The 22369-nt window shown below is 44.2% G+C and carries 26 protein-coding genes and 1 pseudogene; 10 read left to right on the top strand and 17 right to left on the bottom strand.

Features of this window, described 5'->3' with window-relative positions; translation table 11 throughout:
* Positions 1–81: 81 nt before the first annotated feature.
* From nrdF to RBH91_RS10205, 7 genes are all read right to left on the bottom strand, one after another.
* Positions 82–1059, bottom strand: coding sequence for a class 1b ribonucleoside-diphosphate reductase subunit beta (gene nrdF / locus RBH91_RS10235; RefSeq protein ID WP_307894708.1), 978 nt, complete (start codon positions 1057–1059; stop codon positions 82–84).
* Between the two features lie 20 nt (positions 1060–1079).
* Positions 1080–3182 (bottom strand): class 1b ribonucleoside-diphosphate reductase subunit alpha, encoded by a 2103-nt coding sequence (gene nrdE, locus RBH91_RS10230; protein ID WP_307894457.1) that lies wholly within the window; start codon positions 3180–3182, stop codon positions 1080–1082.
* Positions 3139–3534 (bottom strand): class Ib ribonucleoside-diphosphate reductase assembly flavoprotein NrdI, encoded by a 396-nt coding sequence (gene nrdI, locus RBH91_RS10225; protein WP_076760929.1) that lies wholly within the window; start codon positions 3532–3534, stop codon positions 3139–3141. The genes nrdE and nrdI overlap by 44 nt, the downstream gene beginning before the upstream one ends.
* A gap of 251 nt (positions 3535–3785) precedes the next feature.
* Positions 3786–3998 carry a hypothetical protein gene (locus RBH91_RS10220; RefSeq protein WP_076760628.1) on the bottom strand — a complete coding sequence of 71 codons (213 nt, stop codon included), beginning with the start codon at positions 3996–3998 and terminating at the stop codon, positions 3786–3788.
* 308 nt (positions 3999–4306) lie between these two features.
* Positions 4307–4528 (bottom strand): RNA chaperone Hfq, encoded by a 222-nt coding sequence (hfq, locus tag RBH91_RS10215; RefSeq protein WP_003182047.1) that lies wholly within the window; start codon positions 4526–4528, stop codon positions 4307–4309.
* Between the two features lie 41 nt (positions 4529–4569).
* Positions 4570–5514: a tRNA (adenosine(37)-N6)-dimethylallyltransferase MiaA gene (miaA, locus tag RBH91_RS10210; RefSeq protein WP_307894456.1), complete on the bottom strand. Its 945-nt coding sequence runs from the start codon at positions 5512–5514 to the stop codon at positions 4570–4572.
* Between the two features lie 102 nt (positions 5515–5616).
* Positions 5617–6018, bottom strand: coding sequence for a YmaF family protein (locus RBH91_RS10205; protein WP_076760626.1), 402 nt, complete (start codon positions 6016–6018; stop codon positions 5617–5619).
* Between the two features lie 119 nt (positions 6019–6137).
* Between RBH91_RS10205 and RBH91_RS10200 the strand changes: the two genes are divergently transcribed.
* The 4 genes from RBH91_RS10200 to erbB all read left to right on the top strand — a co-directional run bounded on the left by RBH91_RS10200 (position 6138) and on the right by erbB (position 7710).
* Entirely contained in the window at positions 6138–6368 is a 231-nt protein-coding gene (locus RBH91_RS10200; RefSeq protein ID WP_076760625.1) for an inner spore coat protein YmaG, read from the top strand.
* A gap of 112 nt (positions 6369–6480) precedes the next feature.
* Entirely contained in the window at positions 6481–7023 is a 543-nt protein-coding gene (locus RBH91_RS10195) for a TetR/AcrR family transcriptional regulator (protein WP_076760624.1), read from the top strand.
* Positions 7020–7337 (top strand): SMR family multidrug efflux transporter EbrA, encoded by a 318-nt coding sequence (gene erbA, locus RBH91_RS10190; RefSeq protein ID WP_076760623.1) that lies wholly within the window; start codon positions 7020–7022, stop codon positions 7335–7337. The genes RBH91_RS10195 and erbA overlap by 4 nt, the downstream gene beginning before the upstream one ends.
* A gap of 13 nt (positions 7338–7350) precedes the next feature.
* On the top strand, positions 7351–7710 hold the full coding sequence (gene erbB / locus RBH91_RS10185) for an SMR family multidrug efflux transporter EbrB (RefSeq protein WP_076760622.1): 360 nt from the start codon (positions 7351–7353) through the stop codon (positions 7708–7710).
* Positions 7711–7750: 40 nt separating this feature from the next.
* Here the strand turns inward: erbB and RBH91_RS10180 are convergent, their stop codons facing one another.
* Entirely contained in the window at positions 7751–8209 is a 459-nt protein-coding gene (locus RBH91_RS10180; protein ID WP_307894455.1) for an OsmC family protein, read from the bottom strand.
* Positions 8210–8373: 164 nt separating this feature from the next.
* On the opposite strand from RBH91_RS10180, the gene RBH91_RS10175 reads away from it, so the two are divergent.
* Positions 8374–8688, top strand: coding sequence for a hypothetical protein (locus RBH91_RS10175; protein ID WP_076760620.1), 315 nt, complete (start codon positions 8374–8376; stop codon positions 8686–8688).
* Between the two features lie 67 nt (positions 8689–8755).
* Here the strand turns inward: RBH91_RS10175 and RBH91_RS10170 are convergent.
* Positions 8756–8935 (bottom strand): annotated as a pseudogene (locus tag RBH91_RS10170) (TetR/AcrR family transcriptional regulator); the annotation flags it as partial.
* 182 nt (positions 8936–9117) lie between these two features.
* On the opposite strand from RBH91_RS10170, the gene RBH91_RS10165 reads away from it, so the two are divergent.
* From RBH91_RS10165 to RBH91_RS10155, 3 genes are all read left to right on the top strand, one after another.
* Complete coding sequence (locus RBH91_RS10165; protein ID WP_307894454.1) at positions 9118–10377, top strand: glycosyl hydrolase family 18 protein; 1260 nt, start codon at positions 9118–9120, stop codon at positions 10375–10377.
* 107 nt (positions 10378–10484) lie between these two features.
* Complete coding sequence (locus RBH91_RS10160) at positions 10485–10685, top strand: hypothetical protein (protein ID WP_148955527.1); 201 nt, start codon at positions 10485–10487, stop codon at positions 10683–10685.
* Positions 10682–10981 (top strand): spore coat protein, encoded by a 300-nt coding sequence (locus tag RBH91_RS10155; RefSeq protein ID WP_307894453.1) that lies wholly within the window; start codon positions 10682–10684, stop codon positions 10979–10981. Before RBH91_RS10160 ends, RBH91_RS10155 begins: the two co-directional genes overlap by 4 nt.
* 212 nt (positions 10982–11193) lie before the next feature.
* On the opposite strand, the gene RBH91_RS10150 is transcribed toward RBH91_RS10155, so the two are convergent.
* Positions 11194–12774: an APC family permease gene (locus tag RBH91_RS10150; protein WP_307894452.1), complete on the bottom strand. Its 1581-nt coding sequence runs from the start codon at positions 12772–12774 to the stop codon at positions 11194–11196.
* Between the two features lie 161 nt (positions 12775–12935).
* Positions 12936–14129: a macrolide family glycosyltransferase gene (locus RBH91_RS10145; RefSeq protein ID WP_307894451.1), complete on the bottom strand. Its 1194-nt coding sequence runs from the start codon at positions 14127–14129 to the stop codon at positions 12936–12938.
* 472 nt (positions 14130–14601) lie between these two features.
* Between RBH91_RS10145 and RBH91_RS10140 the strand changes: the two genes are divergently transcribed.
* On the top strand, positions 14602–15618 hold the full coding sequence (locus RBH91_RS10140; RefSeq protein ID WP_307894450.1) for a serine hydrolase domain-containing protein: 1017 nt from the start codon (positions 14602–14604) through the stop codon (positions 15616–15618).
* 38 nt (positions 15619–15656) lie between these two features.
* Positions 15657–16307 (top strand): TVP38/TMEM64 family protein, encoded by a 651-nt coding sequence (locus tag RBH91_RS10135; protein WP_076760612.1) that lies wholly within the window; start codon positions 15657–15659, stop codon positions 16305–16307.
* Positions 16308–16375: 68 nt separating this feature from the next.
* On the opposite strand, the gene RBH91_RS10130 is transcribed toward RBH91_RS10135, so the two are convergent.
* The 6 genes from RBH91_RS10130 to RBH91_RS10105 form a co-directional block, all read right to left on the bottom strand.
* Positions 16376–16687, bottom strand: coding sequence for a YbjQ family protein (locus tag RBH91_RS10130; protein WP_307894449.1), 312 nt, complete (start codon positions 16685–16687; stop codon positions 16376–16378).
* 124 nt (positions 16688–16811) lie between these two features.
* On the bottom strand, positions 16812–18059 hold the full coding sequence (locus tag RBH91_RS10125; RefSeq protein WP_307894448.1) for a DUF418 domain-containing protein: 1248 nt from the start codon (positions 18057–18059) through the stop codon (positions 16812–16814).
* Between the two features lie 311 nt (positions 18060–18370).
* Complete coding sequence (locus RBH91_RS10120) at positions 18371–18607, bottom strand: hypothetical protein (protein WP_307894447.1); 237 nt, start codon at positions 18605–18607, stop codon at positions 18371–18373.
* A gap of 101 nt (positions 18608–18708) precedes the next feature.
* On the bottom strand, positions 18709–19569 hold the full coding sequence (locus RBH91_RS10115) for an alpha/beta fold hydrolase (protein ID WP_307894446.1): 861 nt from the start codon (positions 19567–19569) through the stop codon (positions 18709–18711).
* A gap of 474 nt (positions 19570–20043) precedes the next feature.
* Entirely contained in the window at positions 20044–21513 is a 1470-nt protein-coding gene (locus RBH91_RS10110; protein WP_307894445.1) for a potassium/proton antiporter, read from the bottom strand.
* A 146-nt stretch (positions 21514–21659) separates the two neighbouring features.
* Positions 21660–22337 (bottom strand): YoaK family protein, encoded by a 678-nt coding sequence (locus RBH91_RS10105; RefSeq protein ID WP_307894444.1) that lies wholly within the window; start codon positions 22335–22337, stop codon positions 21660–21662.
* Positions 22338–22369 lie beyond the last annotated feature (32 nt).

Raw genomic sequence — 22369 nt, 5'->3', positions numbered from 1 at the left:
TGCCGTGCCTATTTTTCTATCCTTTTGTTTCCGCCGAAAGGCCGGCGGCTTGGGGCGCGCTTAGGATGCCCCGACACCGCCTTACTTTTCGTCAAAATAAAAATCGTCGTCTTTTAACGGTTCAACGGTTGCTTTTTTATAGCCGTTTCCTTTCATGGAGAAGAAGTCGTGCGATTTCGTTTTCGTATTTAACCCGTTCAATACGATCGGGTTGATCTCTTCTTCTTCGAAATATGCTTCAAAGCCGAGATTCATCAGCGCTTTGTTTGCATTGTAGCGAATGAACTTTTTCACATCGTGTGAAAGGCCGACTTGATCATACAAATCTTCTGTGTACTCAAGCTCGTTTTCATAAAGCTCTTTCAATAGATCAATTGCAAACGAATAGAGCTCCTCTTTCATCTCCGGTGTCTGCTGGTTGTATATTTCCTGAGCGAGCAGACCGACATAGACGCCGTGGATCGCTTCGTCCCGCAGGATCAGGTTGATGATTTCACCGCTCTGCATGAGCTTTCCCTGTCCGTAAAAATAAAGCGGATAGTAAAAACCGCTGTAAAACAGGAAGCTTTCCAAGTAAACGGACGCGACCATCGCTTTAAACAGCGATATTTTGTCGCCCCGGCGGATTTTTTCATAGAGCCCAACGATGATTCGAGCTTTCTTTTGCAAGTATTTATTTTGTTTGACCCATTCAAAGACCTCATTGATCGTCTCTGTCGGGGCCAGCGTCATGAAAATGTTTGAATAGGATTTGGCGTGAACCGCATTTTCCATCATCGCCATGAAGTTCAGCACCGCTTTGCGCTGATGGCCTTCAATATGCTCTGCAACGAGCGGCATTCCGGTGTTGCCCTGTTCTGTATCAAGAAGGGTCAGCCCTGCGAGCACTTTCATGTATGTGTCCTGTTCATTTTTGCCCAAGTACTTCCATGTGAGGAGATCGCCGTTCAAGGCGATTTCCTCCGGAAGCCAAAACTGCTTTACATTTTGATTGTAAAACATCTGGGTAAAATCATCTTCATGCTTTGACCAGTTTGCTGCATCATATATTTTCGTCACTTTCGCATACTCTCCTTTAATCAAACGACACAAGAAAGGCAGCCTTCTTGCCCTGTATCCTTCGTTCTTGCATAGTAAAGTGTTTTAATCCCTTTATGGTGGGCATAAAGATCGATCCGGTTCAGATCGCGTGTCGTCATTGTATCTTTCAGGAACAATGTAAAGCTTATGCCTTGGTCAACATGCTGCTGGATCGTTGCGATCATATCGACGACTCTAAACATGTCCATATCATACGCTTCTTTGTAGAAGAACCAGTTGCTTGGCGCCAGACCAGGCATTGGATAGTATGTTTTCGAATTGCCGTATGTTCTTTCTTCAATCCGCTCCATAATCGGCATCACCGATGCGGTGCTTGACTGCACATATGAAATAGATCCTGTCGGTGCGATGCACAGTCTGTAGCTGTGGTACAGCCCGTGCTCTGCGACAAACTCTTTCAATCGCTGCCAGTCTTCTGTTGTCGGGATGTGCATGCCTTCAAAAAGTGCTGCAACCTTTTCGGATTGAGGCGAAAAATCTTTTGTAACATACTTTTCAAAGTATTCTCCTGTCGCATAAGCTGAACCTTCAAACTGATGGAACGTCTCCCCTTTTTGTTTGGCGATCTCTGCCGACCGTTCAATGGAGTAGAAGTTCATCATCATAAAGAAAGTGTTCGCGAAGTCTCTTGCTTCTTCGCTTTCATAAGCGATATTGTTTTGCGCCAAATATCCGTGAAGGTTCATCGCTCCGAGACCGATTGACTTCATCGCTTTGTTTGCCTTTCTGACAGCCGGCGCGTTCGTGATGTTTGTTGTTTCCGATACGTGCGTCAGCGAGTCTGTCGCAAGCTTCACCGTCTGCTCCAGCGATTTGTTTTTCATCACATTCAGGATATTCAAAGAACCCAGGTTGCAGGAGATATCCAGCCCGATTTCATCTTCCTCGCCGTAGTCGGTATACGATGATGCTTGGGAAGCCTGAAGAACTTCCGAACAAAGGTTTGAAAATTTGACCTTTGAAACATGATTAAGCGCATGGGCTTTATTGACGTTGTCCTGGAACATGATGTACGGGTACCCGGATTCAGATCTTAATACCGCAAGCTTTTCAAGCATTTTCCGCGGGCTTACTTTTTCTTTCTTGACCCTTGGGTCTTCCACCAGACGGTCGTACATCTCGTTCATGTCCATTTCATCCAAATGCTCGCCGTACGCTTTATAAACGGTGTGAGGATAGAATACATAAGCCGCTTTATCCTCTCTCGCAAGCTCGATGAATTTGTCGGGAATCACAACCCCGATTGACAAGGTTTTCACCCTGACATCCTCATCAGCAGATATTTTCTTTGTATCAAGAAAATCATTGATATCGCGGTGAAAAATGTTTAAATAGGCTGCTCCGGAGCCTTGTCTCTGCCCCATCTGATCAGCATAGCGGAACGCGTTGTCTAGAAGTTTCATCACGCCGACGACGCCTTTTGTGGCATTTTCGACGTCTTTGATCGCTTCGCCCTTCGCACGCAGTTTTGACAGGTTCAGCGACACGCCGCCGCCCAGCTTGGAAAGCTGCATCGAAATGTCAACCGCTCTGGAGATATCGTTTAAGGAATCATTGACTTCCAGCAGGAAGCAGCTGACCAGTTCGCCCCGGCGCTTGCGTCCGGCATTTAAGAAAGTTGGCGTGCTCGGCTGATATTCCTGGTTGATCATCATTCTGACAAATTCCTTCGCCTTCTCCTTATCTCCGTTTGCAAAAAATAAAGCAACGATAGAGATCCGGTCTTCATAGCGCTCAAGAATTTTTTTCTTGTCGTTTGTTTTGAGCGCGTAGTCATTGTAAAACTTAAAAGCGCTCATAAAAGACGGGAATCTGAATTTTTTTGCATAAGCCTCTTTGAAGACTTCCTTGATTTCTGCAAAGGTGTAGAGGCTTAAAAACTCTTCTTCATAGTAGTCATTCTTTATTAAGTAATCGATTTTTTCTTTCAGATCATGGAAAAAAACCGTATTTTGGTTGATATAGTCTACAAAATAACTATGTACAGCTTCTTTATCTTTATCAAACTGGAATTTCCCGTCTTTTTGAATCATGATCTCATTGTTTAACTGGATCCATTTTGGCACCTGATTTTGTGACAACTCTTTCTACCTCCTGAGTAAACAGTTCAACATCTTTGGCCGTCCCGCTAAGCTCGAATTTGCGGAGAATCGGAACTTGATACTGTTTCGATATTTTTTCTGCGCTCTTCGCATAATTATCTCCCCAAACCTTGTTTCCGCTTGCCGCCACTCCTATTAAAAGGTGGGCGTTTTTCTCAAGAAACATCTCAGTTGTTTTCGGAACTTCCCCAAAACCTGTCGTGTACGTGATTAAAACAAACGGTTCGTCTAGATATTCCTCTGTGCTGACCTTCCGTTTATTTCGAAAAGGCGTTTTCTCCACAAAGCGCTGAACGTTTCCCGTTTTTGAATCAAATACGATCTGAATCATCATTATCACGACCTATTAAAATTGTTCCCGAGTCTCTCAACTCGACCCTTTCACAATATATAGTATACCATCATTCAAAAAAACACAATATATTGATACGCAAGTTGAGAAAGTTCACAATTTGTTTCAGTTAGGGGGCCTAAATGCCAAAGAAATATGAGTAGAATGAGAGCCGTTCGCTCACCCTACTCATTAAACCGAAATCTATCATAACATGAAAAAAATTGTGTTAGTAGACTAGACTTTTTCGCTTATTTTTTGTAAGTGTCGCAACACTTGTTCTCACATACTTCTTTAATATCGGCTTCAATGCCGAGTTCCTTAAGGACGGATTGAACGGCGGTCAGGATTGACGCTTCTCTGACAAGTTCTTTTCCGTTAACGAGAATACTTGTGCCGTATTCAAAGCACGACTCATCTTCACAGGTTTCTTCCCAGTGGTTAATGACAATTTTAGGTTTCATCGCTCACTCATTCCTTTGCATTTTAAAACTGATTTGAAGTAAACAATACTTAGTTTAGCGGTTAGTTGCCGCTTTGTAAATTTGAAAGCATCGGGATTTCACAGATCGTGATGACGGCGGCGTTCAGACAGGACGTCTGAGCAGTTAGCCGCCGTTATTAACACCGACTCGGCAGGCTCGACAACGACTGCAATGCTTTTAAGGTCACCTTGAAAATACCAAAAATCCCAAAACTTTAAACCGTTTTAGGATTTTGTCAGGCAATCTAAAAAAGACCATGCAAGGCATGGTCTTTCGTCTGTGAATCGCTATTCGAGTTCGAGCTGAACGTTTTTTTGCGGGGCGAATGTCGAAATGGCATGTTTGTATATAAGCTGCTGCTTTCCTTCCGATTCAATCAATACTGTGAAGTTGTCAAATCCTTTTACTTGACCGCGCAGCTGAAATCCATTAAGTAAAAAGACCGTGACAAATGTATTTTCTTTACGAATCTGATTCAAAAACTGATCTTGAATATTTATCGATTTCATAATTCTGGTCCTCCTTGTTTCTCTATATCATATTGTTTCGATTAAAGTTCGAGCTTTCCTGCTATACAACTGAAAATTTCCTGTTTTTTCTGCTCGATTTTGACAGGGGGCGTCATATCAAACCAGGCGACATCCATTTTATTCCTGAACCATGTCAGCTGCCGTTTGGCGTAGCGCCTTGAGTTTCGCTTGAGCGTCTCGACTGCCTCTGGCAGCGATGCCTTGCCTTCAAGATACGCATAAAGCTCTTTATATCCGATCGCCTGAACAGACTGGCAGTTTCTTACTTTTTCATCATAGAGCTGTTTCACTTCTTCCAAAAGCCCCTCATCCATCATGTGGTCCACACGCTTGTTAATTCTGTCATACAGCACATCGCGATCCATCGTCAAACCGACAAGGGCCGTGTTGTACAAAAGTTCTTTTTGCTGTATTTCCATATGATCAGACATGGTTTTTCCGGTCGTATGTAAAATTTCGAGCGCCCTGATGACTCTGCGCATATTGTTTGGGTGGATGGATTTTGCCGCTTCGGGATCGCGTTCTTTCAGAAGGCCATGGATATAATCAGAGCCCTTCTTCAAAGACAGCGCCTCCATCTCCGTCCGAAATCCGGGGTCGCCCGCTTCCTCTGTAAAGGAGTAGTCATAAAGGACGGACTGGATATAAAGTCCGGTTCCTCCGACGATCATCGGAAGCTTTCCGCGGCTTTCAATTTCGGCCATTTTCCCTCTTACAATCTCCTGATATTCAGCGACAGAGAAAGACTCCGTCGGCTCTTTTATATCAAGAAGATGATGCGGTATTCCATTCATTTCCTCGTCTTTGATTTTGGCTGTGCCGATATCCATTCTTTTATAGATCTGCATCGAATCGCCGCTGATAATTTCAGCGTTCAAACTCGCGGCCAGCATAATGCTTAATTGTGTTTTTCCGACAGCGGTCGGTCCGATCAAGACGATGACCGGCGGCTTTTTTTTATTCACTGATAATCACTCTCTTTAAACAAGCTCCTCCCATTATACCATTTTCACGATCAAAAACATCCATTTCATTTTACCCGTTTTTATAGAATGGTAAACATTCCCTCACCAGCCGAGCGGCTCATTTCCGACGATCTCTCTTGTGATTCCTTTATATGAATGTCTGTGCCTTTCCTTGAAGCCGTCGCTTACATAAACAACCCCTCCGTATCTGATCGGGGGGGCGGCTGAGTACGCCAAATAAGTGGCGCCTTCGATCTCATGGTAGTGAGCCCCGTCAGCCCGCGGAATCGCGGGGCCGGTAATCCCGTAGTATCTGTGGTAATGGCCGTTATCAAATGAAGTGATTCCGGAATAAAAATGAACGTGCTGATCTGTATTGCTCCCATTCGCGGGCTGTGAAAATCCTTCAATCAAATGGTAATGGCCATTGGCTGTGGTTGTTCTCGCCCTGTACGCATGCGCATGAGCGGGCGCTTTTGCCCAATCCGACTGATACAGCGGCATGTCTGCTCCCTCCTTTCAAGGGCGGCTTTTAAAAGCGGGCCGTCTGCCCAAGCAAAATCAGCTGGGCAGAATACATTGGTGTTAGTCAGGTTTCATTTTATTAATGGAGGGGTTTTTTTATGAATCATTTCAGCCACAATCATATATATGGCGGGGAAGATCAGCGAATCATCGGCAGACCTTTCTTCGGGGGGCCTTTTGGCAGACCTTTCTTTGGCGGACCTTTCGGACGCCCGTTTTTCGGACCAGGCCCGTTTTTTGGAGGATTTCTCGGCGGCCTTACAGCGGGAGCGCTGCTCAGTCCGGCGGCATACCCTTATCCGCCGTATCCTTACTATCCGTACTACTAATAAATAAAGGCTCTTCAAGGGGCCTTTTTACATAACTTTTTTCTTGACTTAGAACTTTAGGATCACTTATGATGGACTTTACCAACCGGTTAGTAAAGCGGGGGTTTTTTTTATGTCTAAAAAAGATGAAATTTTTGAAGCGGCCTCTAAAACGATTACGGAAAAAGGTCTTAAACACCTGACTCTAAATTCGGTCGCAAAAGAAGCGAACATGACGAAAGCCGGTCTTCTTTATCATTTTTCAAGCAAAGAAGAACTGATCAGGGAAATGAATCAAAATGCCATTTCCAGCTTCCGTTCTCTCCTTCAGCAATACCAGGCGAAACTGGGGCCATGCCGGGGAGCATACGTAAAATCGTTTATGTTGGCTACGCTTGACGATTTCAGAATGAAAAATACGATTCAGCTATGTACAAGCGTCCTTGCTACGGCAGCTTATGATGAAGGGCTTCTTAAACCATGGCGGGAATTTTATGCGGAGTTCAAAAAAAGAGCTCTAAAAGAGCTGTCCAATCCGGCCTTGGCTCATCTGATCAGGCTGGCATGCGACGGCATCTGGTTTTCAGAAATGTTTCAATTGGAACCGCTGGATCATGAAGAGAAAGCTCTCCTTTTGAATCATGTCATGAAATTGATAGAGGAGGATTTTATATGATGGCAGGCTACATTTTTCTTCTTATTGCCATCCTGTCAGAAGCGGCAGCGGCAGCCATGCTGAAAGCGTCTGACGGATTTGCACGCTGGCAGCCGGGAATTCTCGTTGTGATGGGCTACGGCCTCGCCTTCTACATGATGTCTTTGACATTGAAATTCATTCCGCTCAGCCTCTCATATGCGACATGGAGCGGAGCGGGCACTGTATTAACGGCCATCATCGGCGTCATGTGGTTTAAAGAAAAACTGAGCCGACGGGCGATCGCCGGCATCATCTGTCTTGTTTCAGGTGTTGTCCTGATCAATCTGACATAAGGAGGAGATTCCCATGAAAGGCATTATATTTTTGGCGGCAGCCATTCTTTCAGAAGTATTCGGAAGTACGATGCTGAAGCTTTCAGAAGGTTTCAGCGCTCCTGGCCCCGCAGCTGGAGTCGTGGCAGGCTTTGCGGCGTCTTTTACGTTCCTGAGCTTTTCTTTAAAAACGATGTCCTTGTCTTCAGCCTATGCGACATGGGCCGGAACAGGGACTGCCTTGACGGCGGCTATCGGATATTTTATGTTCAATGAACCATTCAGCATGAAAACGTTGTTTGGACTTATCCTGATCATAGGCGGCGTCTTTTTGCTCAATTCAAAGCATGCTGACTCAGCGGATACAGAGCCCAGCCTCAGCATCGAAATGTAAGGCCGATCAAACGGTCACGGGAATGACCGTTTGAGGATGGTTACCGCATCGTCTTTCCAGTGATAATCTCAGGCTTAAGTTCAATGGCCACATTTCCTTGAACAGCCCTTGAGATCATACATGATGACTCCGCTTTTCCAGCCAGTTTTTCAGCAAGTTGAACCTCTTTTTCGGAAGCGTCTTTTTGCAGGCGGATCAGGGGTCTGTGAATGATTTTTTCATATGTAAATACGCCCCCTGTCACATCGACAACAGCTTCAGATTCCATCGTCAGCTCTTCTTTTTCAAGCCCGCTTCTTTCCATCATGGCAGCAAGTGTGATGATATAGCATGTCGCAGCCGCGCCAAGCAGCATCTCATCCGGATTTGTTCCTGCCCCCGGGCCGTCCATTTCCTTCGGTATGGATATGTCGGTTTTTAAATTTCCGCTCTCAATCCTTCCGACTCCGTTTCTGTTTCCAGGCCAGTCGGCCTGTAAATAAAAATGATGTTTGGCCATCTTAAACACACTCCTTCTTTGATTTCTCTTTTAGTCTACTAATGCTGCGCCTTCATGTCCTTTTATTTGCTTGGTGAATATCCTAAATCGTGACACGCGTCTAACACGCAGGACATTAGCGGAGCATACGATACAACGAATCCTAGCGAGAAAGGACGAAAGTGATGGAAAACAAAGAAAATATGCATATGATGGGGCCCGCGCCCCAGCCTCAACCGAACGTACAATTTCCGCAATATCCGCAGTCCGAAGCTTTAGCACATCACATCAAATGTCCATTATTTCCTCACCTTAAACCGGTCACACTATGCACAGTCGCACCCTTTGTTCATTATGGGCTAAATGAAGCGCAAGCGACTTCCTACCACCATGCAATGGAAGAAGTGGCAGCGATGGCATATTTAATGGGGATGGGAATGGATCCTCACACGGCTTACTGTACAGTTGAATCTTGGGAGATCAATGAAAAGTTTTATTGAAAAATTCGAGACTGAACGGTCAAAAAAGAAGAAACGACCGTTCAGTCCAAGCATGAAAACCGCAACCTTTAAGGGCCACTAAAAATAAGTCCCGCTTTGTACCAAACGTATTATACAGGCTCTGATGTGCTATGCCCAAATGACTGAGTGAATCCTAAAGCGCCGCTCCTTCATAGCCATACTGTCCAAATACCTCCATCGCCTTGCGCAGGGCAAGGGCGGCATCAAATTCTTTGCTCCTTCCCAATTCGCACATCACTTCCATTAAGATGAAGAAGACAAAACAGTCAAGAAAAATTCCCCGTTTCTCTCAAGGGACCGGCCGACGCCCCTACTTCAGAAAAATCAGAGCATGATCTTTCCGCGCCAGACATAGACATAGCGTAAGATCCCACGGTCAAAATCAGAGGAATAAAGGAAGTGTGACAGTTGTTTATTTATACGGTTCAGCCTGGAGATTCATTGTTTGTCATCGGTGCCAAGTTTGGGATTTCGATTGATCAGATCCGAATGGCGAATGGGTTGGTCGAAACGAATATTGTCTCCGGACAGGCTCTTCTCATTCCGCTGTATACATACACCGTTCAACCTGGAGACAGTTTTTATTCCATTGCCCGTCAGGCATTTGTATCCGCAGAAAGCCTGCAAAGGGCAAACCCGGCCATAACACCTGGCAATATGAGACCCGGTATGAAAATGACCATTCCTGAACTGCCGAAAAAACCGATTACTGCTTTAGGTTATTACACATTGAGAAATCCTCAGTTGGATCAGGAACTGATCAATGATTTTGCTCCCTATGCCACCTATTTGGCATTTTTTGAATATCACTTTTCAAGCGATGGATCGTTAAGCGAGCTCAATGATCTGACGGGAGTACAAACGGCATGGAGGCGCCGGGTCCCGCCTCTCATGACTGTCACCAATTTAACAGAAACAGGCTTTAGCCCCTCTCTGGCGCACCAAGTGTTAAATCAGCCTGACGCCAGAAAAAATCTGATAGAAAATATTTTCCTCACGATTTCAAGAAAAGGGTACGCAGGTGTCAATATTGATTTCGAACAGATTATGGAAGAAGACAGAGATTTATTTTCGGGTTTTCTGCGGCAGCTGAAAGAGCGCCTTCAGCCGTCCGGTTATGTATTAACGGTTGCCGTCCCGCCAAAAACAAACGAAAATATCGCCTGGCTAAAAGGTTATGATTACGGCGGAATCGGTTCGGCCAGTGATCTGATATTTATCATGGCCTATGATTGGCACCACGGGACAAGCGAGCCGGGGCCTGTTGCACCGATCAATGAAGTGCGGCAAACCATTCAATTTGCCCTCGGCCAAGTCCCAAAGCAAAAGATCATTCTTGGTTTCCCGCTTTACGGTTATAACTGGACGCTTCCTTACGAGCCCGGGACCGTCTACCCGGGAATTGCAAACCAGGATGCTGTTCAGCTCGCCATGAAACACCAGGCCCCCATTCAATACGAAAAACAATATGAATCCCCATTTTTTAAATATACAGATGAACAAGGCAAAAGGCATATCGTATGGTTTGAAGACGCGCGAAGCATTGGAAAAAAACTGCTGCTTATGCGCGAGTATGACCTTGACGGCGGAGGTGTATGGCAGCTAACCTTGAGTTTTCCCCAAGGAACATGGCTGTTGACCAAATTCTTTCGCGTCAGAAAAGTCTAACCCATTAAAAATGTAATGAATTACAAAATGATAAAACGGATAATCTGAAAAGATATATTGATAATAAATCACGAACAACAAAAAATGTTTGAAAGGAATGTTTACTTATGAACAATGCAATCCATGAGACACTGGAGCTCCATGAGCTTCTGATGTTTAAAAACCTTTGTCTGACGAAGTCTTCAACCATGACCGGACTGGTGAAGGATCAGGAGCTTCGGGATATATTGGAGCGGGATGCCTCGCAAACGAAACACCAGATTGAGCATTTACAGGGGCTTTTGTCAATGAGGAGTGAAACAATATGAATGAATTGATCCAAAACATGACGGGAATGGGCGCAATGACTGAACAGGTCATCGCCACCGATTTTTTGATTACGGCGAAAACAGGTGTTAAAAACATCGCCACAGCCATTACAGAAACCTCTTCCCCTGAAGTGCGGGAAACACTGAAACAGTATTTAAATGATGCGATTGATACACATGAGCAAATCACGAATTACATGATATCCAAAGGCTACTATCATCCGGACAATTTGGCCGAACAGCTTCATTTGGATACACAAACTGCAGAAACGGCTAAAGATTTGCCTCAAATTTAAAAAAACGCATGAAGGAACCTATTTTACAGCAGATTCTCCAGAGAAAGTGAGGGTACTGACATCTGTCAGAAAAGCCCTCACCTTTTCTATTTCACAAGCTCCGGGTATTGTATTTCTGATTCATTCTATATGAGTGTACTTAAAATGTAAAAACGGCTGCCGAGATTTTCCCGACAGCCTAAAGAACCTGTAAACAGCAGGTTCTTTCTCCATTAAACCGTTTCTTCTTTTTTCTCATCATAATCGATAGCGGCTTTTGGCAAGGCCGTATATTTCGCCCAATAAAATATACCGATTGAGCCCGCGGCGATCACTATCAGATCAAACGGTGTCCCTAACAGGCCCAACCCGTTTCCGAAAGACCCGAGGTAAGACAAAATCAAAAGCATGATGTAGTAGCCGACGAGCCACCAGCTTGATTTAAGCTGCTGAGCGAACGGAACATCGTCCGTCGGAACAAATTTTTTACAGGCCCAGTAAATCGCAAACATCACCAGCTGTGATCCGAGCAGCCATGACACCGTATTCCAGCCCGACCAGTAGACAATGTATGAGGCAAAAACGAATGAAATCGGCGCAATAACCGCCATTCCTTTAATGCGCAGCGGTTTTTTTAAATGTTTGGCATTGAGATTTAAAGCCGCTGCTGATACAGGAGCAATCGCATACGAAAGTATCAAGGCAACCGAACACACATTGACGAGCGCATCCCAAGACGGAAAAGGAAGCGTCCAGAAAACGGAGAGCGCAAATGACAGCCATAAAGACGGGCGGGGAATGCCAGTCGGCTTATTCACCTTTGTAAATACATGAAACAAAGTGCCGTTCCGCGCCCATGCATAAACCAAACGGGAAGTCGTATTCATGAAGATATTTCCGTTCCCGCCCGGAGACAAAATCGCGTCCAGCACAACCAAAGCTGCAAGCCAGCCCATACCAAGCAAAACGGCGATATCTTTAAACGGCAGAGAAAATTCCCTTCCAATCGCCCGCCAGCCATCCTCAAGCATATTTGTCGGAATCGCCCCGATAAACACGACTTGCAGAATCGTATAAATACAAGCTGAAACGATGATGCAAATCATCAAGGCAATCGGGATGTTCCGCTGCGGATTTTTAACTTCTCCGGCAACCGAAACAATCGGGTGAAGCCCAAGATATGCGAACATCACCCCTCCCGTTGATATGGATGCCTGAACACCGGCAAAGCCAAACGGCGAAAACTCCCCCACTGCAAAATTCGCCGCCTTAAAATGAAACATGAGGACAACGATGATGGTCAACGGAACAACATATTTAAAAACGGAAATAATCAAATTGGATTTGGCAAATGCTTTCACACTCCAATAATTCAGCAAAAAGAACAGACACAATAAAGCAAACTGCAAAAGCCAGCCGATGATCGTCGGTGATTCAGACCCTTCGATCGTCAAACCGGGAAACCAATAGGCCACATATTGCCGGACCGCCGTGACTTCAATTGAAATCAAACTCGTATACGCAACGATCGTAATAAAAGAAATTAAGTAGCCGACAAGATGGCCATGCGTATAGACCGGATAGCGAATAATCCCTCCCGTACGGGGCAGAGCAGCGCCGAGTTCAGCATAAACGAGTCCGATTAAAAGAATAATCACGCCTCCGATGATCCATGAAAAGCTTCCGGCGGGGCCTGCTTTTGAAGCGACATTGCTGACGGCAAAAAGCCAGGCGGACCCGAATATCGCACCCATCCCGATCAAGATCAGATCCAGCAGTGAAATCGTTTTTTTGAAATTCCCCTGTTTTTCCATTGTACTTCCTCCTAGTCACCTGCGTTCTTAAAAATTCACCTATGAATAGAAGGTAGTATGCTCAAAACGCGATACTGTATACTTATTAGCTCCCTTTGTCTCCCAATATAAAAAACCCGAAGAACTTTGACAGTTCCCCGGGCTAAAGCCTCTTACAACATTCACTTTACAGCAGCCAGCGCTAAAAACGCCTCAATTTCATCGGCGGCTCTTTCTGCGCCTCCGGCATCTTTTATGTTCTTCTGCATGTCTTTTACCCGTTTGATCACTTCCAAATCGCCATCTACTTGGCAAACGGCTTCCCGTAGCGAAGCAACAGTTGTTTCTTCAGTTTCAAGATGCGTTCCTAATCCAAGCTCTTCAACGCGGCGCGCAGTGATTTCCTGTTCAGGCATTTGCGGAACGGCAACCAGAGGAACACCTGCATTCAAACCTTCCATTGTACTGTTCATTCCCCCGTGGGTGATAAACAGCTGGGCTTTTTCAAGGATTTCAAGCTGTGGAACGTGCTGATGAATTGAAAAATTTTCAGGTATGTCTTCAAAGCTATCAGGATCAATCGTGGTGCCGACCGCCATCACGACTTGCCATTTTGTACCGCGAAACGCCTCAATGCACATCTGATAAAACTCTGGCCAGGCATTGAATGCCGTCCCCAACGAAATCAGCATAACAGGACGACCGTTGTCGTTCAGCAGCTCTGTGTCTTTTTCTTGAAATTTGCGTTTAGCAAGAGAAGGTCCGACAAAAGAGAACCGTTCATCAAACGTATCGCCATAGGGTTGAAAAGCACGCGGCATAAAGACGATGTTCAGTTTTGCCGGCTTAAATGCGTCTTCAAAGCTAAACGACGGAAGATTCGCATTTTTCAAAGCGGCCTCTTGTTCAGACGTCAGTTCTACCTGAAAGTCTTCTTTAGAAAAATCGCTGAATTGGAAATGATCGTTTTGCGCATATGTCGAGCACAGCCGAACCGCTTTTATTCCAAGCTTTTCCGCCAACATTTTGCCCGTCATCGCCATAAAGTCAAAAATGATGAGATCGGGCTTGTCATTCTCATACATCTCTTCAAACTGCGGCATCACTTCTTGAACCTCTTTCATAAACATCATCGGAGCTTGTGACATGTCTTTTTTATTTTTCATGAGTTCTCTGATTTGGCGGGGATCCATATTTAATGTTGAGCGGTAGCGGAGCGGCTCTGCACCCGTTTCTTCAATCGCCTTAACAAATTCATCTGTTACCGGGTATGTCACCCTGTAACCGCGATTGACGAGATTCGCCGTTAAAGCAAGCGTGGGGTTGATATGTCCGTGAGCCGGGATATTCAAGATAGCGATATGTTTTTGTTCCATTTTTTAAAAACCTCCCATTATTTTTTCAGGGAATTTTCGAAGCATGTGAGTTGCCGGTTTGACATGGCCTCCTTTTTTACGTAATCCCTTCCATACATATTAATGAACATATTATAGATAATAAAGGAAAAAGCTTTTAAAATTAAACTAAAATTGAAAAATACTAATATAGTCCTTTTCTTCATGACAACTCTCAGATCTTTTGCCCTAACTTTAAGATGCACCTTGACTTTTGTCCTCATTTCAATACAGCAGACTTATATTTCAATAGTTTTCTATAAAAAAAGACACCGGAAAACTAGTGACCTATCCGATGTCATAAATTTGTCTTATTTTAAATTTAGTTTAAATTATACTGTAAATGATGGTAAACATAAGAAAATTTTTATAATGTTATTTTGTCGATATTCCTTTCACAACATATCGTTTGCGATTCCATCCAACAATACTAGATATGAGAGGACTGGTTTTATTGGTACATACAGATGAACATCTCGATACTTACTTAATGGAACAGGCATCCAAAAATCATTTCCACGGCAGCATCCTGCTGGCAGACCGTAATGGAATAATTTTATCCAAAGGATATGGATACGCCAATTATAAAGAAAAACACAAAAATGAACCGGCTTCGCGGTATCAGATCGCTTCCTTGACAAAGCAGTTTACAGCAATTGCGATCATGCAGCTGCACGAAAAAGGGCTGCTCAATACAGCCGATCCCATTCAAAACTATTTAAACAACTATCCAAACGGAGACAGGATCACCATTAAACACTTATTAAGCCATACTTCGGGAATTCCGGATTTTTTAGAGGAAGAATTGCTCGATATTGAATTGGAACTAGCGCCGCTGGATCAATTTATCTCCCGTTTTATCGATAGGCCGCTCGAATTTAATCCAGGCCAAAGATTTAATTACAGCAATTCTGGATACATACTGCTTGCCAAAATCATTGAAACGGTCATGAATGATTCTTATGCGAACACCATTCAAAAGTTGATATTTGAACCTTTAGGGATGAAAAACTCCGGTTTTTTCACTTCTCCGTCAGATATTTCTCCAACCGTTGGATATTTAAGCCTTAATCGGGAAATGATCAAGGCGCCCAACGTATACGGCTATGGAGAAAGCGGCCTCTACTCGACTGTCGAGGACTTGTATTTATGGGACAGGGCGCTTTACACTGAGAAACTGGTCACAAAAAGCGCGCTGAAAGAAGCCCTTTACAGCTGTGTGAAGAAGCCTGCTTTTCCAACGGAAGGCCCTTCTCCGGCGCTCATTCAAAATAATTCGATAGGATATGGATGGTTTATTAATAAAGAAAACAAGTATAAAATATGGCATGATGGGGAAATTCACGGGTTCTTCAGCTCTATCAACCGATACATGGATCAGAAGAAGGTCCTCATCATGCTCAGCAACTGCAATCTGTCAAAAACAGACGAGATCTTGGCTTATTTAGAGCAGGCTTTGTTACAAATATAGATTCAGAAATTAATGTATAGAAAGGCAGCGGATGCGGTATGATGAAAAAGCTGTTCAGTATGATCGCGGTCATCGCCATCATGGCAATTGGATTGACCCATAAAGATTCCTGGCTTGACTTGATCAAAGCGGGAGGCATCTATTCTGTTTTGTTCAGCGTACTCTTTGTGGCGGCCTGCGTGTTTTTTCCGATCGTTCCATTTGCGATTATCGCCGGTCTGAACGGAGCCTTATTCGGAATCATAAACGGTGTATTGATTACATTGTCAGGGTCAATGCTCGGCACGATGCTGCTGTTTTTCCTTGCCCGTTATGGATTTAGAGATTGGGCGAGGATGAAATTAACGAAATACCCGAGAATACATGAATATGAAGCTTATTTTAACCGGAATGCCTTCACTGCCGTGCTTTTAGGCAGGCTGATACCAGTCGTTCCTTCCGTTGTCATGAACATCGTCTGCGGTTTAAGCAAAGTCAGATGGGCGGTCTTTTTTACGGCTTCAACGCTCGGAAAAATCCCGAATGTTCTCGTCATATCGATCGCCGGCGCCAATTTCAGCCAAAATAAGCTGATATCTTTCGGCATCTATGGAGTATACATGCTGATCATTGTATTGATGATCTATAGAAAATACCCTCATCTGATCAGTAAACATAAGGAAACAAGCCATCAGGAGAAAATGCCTTAACATGTAAAGGCGGCCGCGTTGCACAGGCTGCCGCCGTATCTACTCATGTTCCAAAAAACGAAGAGCCGCTAATCGATTAAGACAGCCGTCCCATAGCCGATTAATTCTGACGTGCCCTGTCCTGCAGCAAGTTCAAATCTCAATCCGACGATAGCGTTTGCTCCTTGCGCTTCCGCTTGCTCCACCAAGCGTTCCTTGACGGCTTTTTTCGAGTCTTCAAGCATTTGCGTATAATTTTTCAATTCTCCGCCAATGACCGACTTCAGTCCAGAAAGGATATCCTTTCCGATGTTCCGCGACTGAACGATACTGCTTGTGACGATTCCTTTTACCTCTGCAATGTTTTGATTTGCAATTGCATCTGTTGTTACGATGAGCATAAAATATCCTCCAATTCATCATCTTACCGGCTATCATACCACATCGCCGCTTAAGCGGCATTCAATCTATCCATGATATCGGCCATTTTGTATAAATGTTAAGTTTTTCTTGCCGTTATTTTGATCAAGGCGCCTGATTTTTATTTGCACGTTTCACAAGCGGCTGGCGCCTTCCATATGTCAAACTGCGCCACAGCCATTCGGCAGGTCCGAATTGAAATGTTTTAAGCCAAAGGCCGCTCCCCCATATTTGCAGCGCAAAGAGCACAAGTGTGATGATGACCCAAAAAAGCGGGCCGAGTTTGCCGTATAAGCCGAAACCGTAATTGTAAAAAATCGTCGTACAAACGACAGACTGAATCAAGTAGTTGCTTAATGCAAGTCTTCCAACTGCCTGCAAAGGAGACAAGATTCGGTTCCAGACCTTTTTTTGACACAGCAGAATGATTGACGTCATATAAAAAAAGCAGAGCGCCGCCCCCCCTACCGCCATGCCGGCATAGTATGCCATCCACAATCCCGATCCGACGGAATCCAGCTGAACATAGCTGTACACAGCGAGGATATTAAATGGCAAACCAATCGCCAAGGTGATCAGCCAAATTTTTTTGTAAAAAGGAAGCTGGGCTGAAATCTGCTGAAAGCGGCCGGTTTTCGCGATATACACCCCAAACAAAAACATGCTTAAAATGATCGGAACCATGAATGCATAATTGGTCAGCATAAGGGAATAATCAGCAGCCCGCTGCCCCATAATCTCAGTAAAGGTGCCTGATCCGTATGCAGCCAGCGATCCGCTTATTCTTTCTTCTGCAAATGCAGCGCTTTCCGCTCCAGAAACGGCTGCGCCTCCTTGAGCCGAGAGGACCAGAACGAAAAACAGAACCGCTGCCACGGGAATCAATAATACAAGATAAGCCCATTTCAGCACCGTTTTAGCTTTTCTTCTGCTGAATAAAAACAGCAAAACGCCTATCACCGAATAGACAATTAAAATATCTCCATACCAAAGGCCGAATGCGTGAATCAGACCGATCCCAAACAAGATGACAAGCCTTCTAAAAAATATTGTACGCGGCCGGCTGGTTTTTTGCTCGACCCTCTGCAAAAAAATGATGAACCCTAGACCGAATAAGAAAGAAAACATTGTAAAAAATTTACCGGAAGCAAAGAACAGAATCAGCACTTCAGCCGTTTGATGCCACAGTTCCGGCCACCACTCCGTTTTCGTCATGACCATATAGACAGAAGGTGCTGCAAAATAAGCCATATTTGCCAGCAGGATGCCGAACAAAGCAAAACCGCGTATGATATCAAGCTCACGTACTCTTTCTCCCTGGGATACCGGCGCTATCAACGATTGGTTATTCACTCGTGTCTGTACCTCCTATTGGTGTTGATTTCATCAAATAAGCTCCCCTTAAGTGCCGCAAGCCAGGGAGGACTTCTCATTCATCATATTTGCAAGTCTTGTACGATATTCATTGAAAGCCTTAGATGTGGGTGCAGCCGGGCCAACGATTCATAGAGAAACCGAACTGCCGATGCATTTGAACCATAAAAAAAGTGCCGCTGAATCAATCAGCCGCACAACAAGACAAATCTTATTTTTTCAAAAGTAAGGCGAATGAAATCCGTTTCCTCCGGTCCATGATCCCCCGCTTTTCTTGCGAGCCGGAGGAGTTAACACGCCTGATCTATTTGCCAAAGAAACCAATCTTCATCTGAAGCCGTCTGGGGTTTCCATTTATAATGGATGTCCCGGAAGAACTTCAAGTGATGAACTTTTATCACTGCTAAACCAGTAATCTCTGAAAGCCGAATTGTGAAGTTATCAGCAGCACAGACAAATCGTTCACGAATTTCATCATCGTCACTCTCTGTCCATTTTGCTGTGGGCCGGCCGATTCTCATCATCATAATATAACGCTTCTGGTTTATCCTGCAAATCACACAACGCTATGATTTATCAAGTTCCATATCATATACACCATTAACTAATACCTTTTTGTCATCATTATTCATGATGACCGCTGTAAAAAGCTTATGACCTTGCGAGAAACTGTATCAGCTTCTTTTCCAAGCCATATTAAATGGCCCCATGCATCCGCCTCATACAGCTCTGATGAAGGGATATGTTCTTGTGCATGGTAAGCATGTTCGTTCGGAACAAGGCGGTCATGCTGACAATACATGATTAACACCGGACAAGAAATCATGCCTAAGTGACGGATCGATATTTCGTCAATGTTTTTTAAATCGATCAGAAACCCGCGGCCTGAACGCTGTCTGTTATTCATTTTTCTCATTTCTTCAATATCCCCCTCATTTATTTTCAGCATGGCCTGATCGACTGAAAGCGTCGTGAAGGACGATATCATTTTCTTAAAAATCCACTGCGGAAATCTGTTGTTCAGCGCAGAAATCAATTTCCATACCGCCTTTTCAACAGGCGGACGAAACATGATGTTTCCGACTTTATATTCAATATCTTTCGGTGTCAGCCACTCTTTTGTGACAGCACTTTGTAAAATCAAAGATTCCACTCTGTCAGGATATTTTGCTGCAAAATAAATTCCGCTGGGGCCGCCGGCAGACATGGCAAGCACATGAACCTTTTCCACTTTTAGTTCATCAAGCAGTTTCATATAATAATAACAGGCAAGCTCCAATTCAGCCCCGATTTCTTTGGATGTCCGGCCATAGCCTGCACGAGTCGGAGTGATGATGGAAAAGCCGTTTTCATAAAGGCTTTGATAGCCAAACTCTTCGTGACAATTTGAGTGCCCCCCGTGCATCACAAGGATAGGCTTGCCTTCACCTATCAGCGAATACTCAATTGTCATTCCGTCCATTTCAAAGATACCGATTTTTCTCTCCATGACTTTTCTCCTCTCAAGAAGCTTTCATGATATACGTTTTTCACCTTAATATGTTTCAATTTTAAAGAAATGTCAGCCAAAAAGCGGCTGGGCTGTCCGTCCCGACTGCCAAACATACAGGATGTCTTTATTTTTTCTTCAAATGAAGCTTTGCCTTCCCCATCGATCCAGAACAACATATTGAACAGGCGGCGGCCTTAGGATGCATACATGATATCTTAAAACTGTTTTTCTTTTCATCTAGACGACAAACAAAATAGGTGCAGCCACTCAAAGCATCTATCAATTCCTCTATTTTTCGCCTAAAACCTTTTTCCAAATTGGTAGCACAACGTAGAGATCGACCATTATTCCTGTCCGGTTTTCCATTCATTACAAAAGACCAATTAAGAATACTGATTCAGTAACCTTAATTGGTCTCTAAAAGGTGTAAGTGATGTGCTGAGCAAGCCTGGCTTGAAGTGTTCCAGCAGATTACCCAAATTCCCTATTCAAATATTTTTTCAATTCTCTTTTTCTTTTCTTTTTTACGAGAATATAAAGAATGTCTCCTGATTTAATTGTCGTTTCTCCATGCGGTGTGACCAGGTCGCCGTTCCGGATGATCGCACTAATCAAGGCGTCTTTCGGAAAGCTGATTTCTTTCAGTTTCTGCCCTCTGATGACGGTTGTATCATCAACTTCAAACTCGATGATCTCGGCATTTGCCTTTCCGATGGAAACGAGTTCTAAAGAATGAGGGGCTTCTACTTTCTTCGGACCATTCAAACCTAATGTTTCGGCTACGAACGAAATGGTTGAACCTTGGATTAAAGCGGATGTCAACACGACAAAGAACACGACATTGAAGAACAATTGGCTGTTTTCAAGTCCCATCGTCATCGGAAACGTAGCAAGTACGATTGGGACCGCCCCTTTTAATCCTGCCCAGGATAAAAAGATCTTTTCCTTCAAATGAAACCCCATTTTAATCGTCGAAAGAAATACAGCGACAGGCCGGGCAAGGAAAATTAAGATAAGAGAAAGCAAGAACCCTTTGAAAATGATGCCGAAGGATAAAAATTGGGCGGGGAACACCAATAAACCGAGGATGATGAACATCAGAATCTGCATCATCCATGCGAAGCCTTCATTAAATCTGAAAATGGAATGGCGGTATGTTAAATCTTTATTCCCAATGACAAGCGCTGCAATATATACAGCAAGCAGGCCGCTCGCCCCGATTAAATCTGTAAGGCTGTATGTAAGGAGCGCGAATGCAAGCGTAAAGATCGGATAAAGACCGCTCGAATCTAAATTGATTTTATTGATAGCAAAGCTGGCAAAACGGCCTAGTAGAAATCCCAGCAATAGTCCGATTCCCATCTGCCAAAAAAACGAACCGATCAGCACAAAAATGCTTGAGTTTTTGGCCGTTATCAATTCAATAAACGATAAGGTTAAAAACATTGCCATCGGGTCGTTCGTACCTGACTCTGCTTCAAGTGTAGCGCTAAGCCTGTCGCGGATGTTCTGGCCCTTTAATACGGCAAATATAGCCGCAGCATCTGTGGAACCGACAATGGCTCCAAATAAAAAACCTTCCATCCAAGACACATTAAAGATCAGCTTCGCGGCAACAGCAATCACGATTGTAGTCAGCAACACGCCAACTGTTGCGAGCGATAATGAAGGAGCTGCCACAGCTTTAACCGGTGACCATTTCGTTTGCAGTCCCCCTTCAAAAAGGATGATAACCAAAGCAATAATTCCAATTAGCTGTGCCAGCTCAGGATTATTAAAATAAATGATCCCGAGCCCGTCACTCCCCATGATCATCCCGACAAGCAAGAACAGCACAAGGGCAGGCACCCCTAACCGCGTAGAAAACTTCGTTGTCAATACACCTATTATGAGCAATAATGCCGTAAGCAAAATAAAATGTTCCATATTAATATGTTCCATATATCCTCCTCCCAAGAATAACCGTGTCGATATGCTTTGTTTGGCAAAAAAACCTCACTTGTTCTTTTACCCGTGAATCCGTTTCTTTAAAACGTCATTTCAACCATGGCGCGGATGCGTTTAGCTTTCATCGTTTTGGATTCGTTTCAACTTGCGTTTTTGCCATGAAAGCGGGTGATGGCAAAAACGATGATTCCGATGATCATCACGATCGGAAGCCAAATCACAGCGAATGGACATACCGGTTCGGCAATCGCGGCAATCACGGCGCCGAGGCAGTATAATACAATCGTTAAGGCGCGGAGCAACGCATCTGTATGAAGGATTTTTTTGGTGTTTATGCTGAGGGTCCGTTTTGTGACATCTTCAAAAAAGGTGGCGAGCGTACCTGTTAAAACGGTCGTGGAAATACCTGCTATATCGAGCTTTCTGGCGGCAGTTGTCTGAAGACCCATCGCAATGCTGAGCAGGATGATCAGAAAGTGTGCTGAACCTCGAAACAGAGACAGACATGCAAAAAGCAGTAAAACGAATGCCTCAACCACAAGTGTGACCGTGACGCCGGAAGGCCAGAAGGATTTTTCCTGTTTTGCGAAAATTGCCGATGCAATGATCACGCCAATGATAAACCCAAGCAATGCGGTCAGTGAATACATGACTGTCTTTTGGAGAGAGTTGCCGATGGCTAATCCTAAAAGGACGATGTTCCCGGTCATATTAGCGGTAAATACGTGACCGATACTTAAGTATCCAATCACATCGACAATGCCAGCTGTCAGACATAGAAGCAAAATCATGGTGTTTCGATATTGAGCCGCTTTCAATGTGATTCAAATCCTTTCTTGCTATTCTGTCC

This window comes from Bacillus swezeyi (genome assembly GCF_030908325.1).
Taxonomy (GTDB): domain Bacteria; phylum Bacillota; class Bacilli; order Bacillales; family Bacillaceae; genus Bacillus; species Bacillus swezeyi.
The sequence above is the reverse complement of the archived record's forward strand: the minus strand, read 5'-3'. Positions and strand labels throughout refer to the sequence as shown.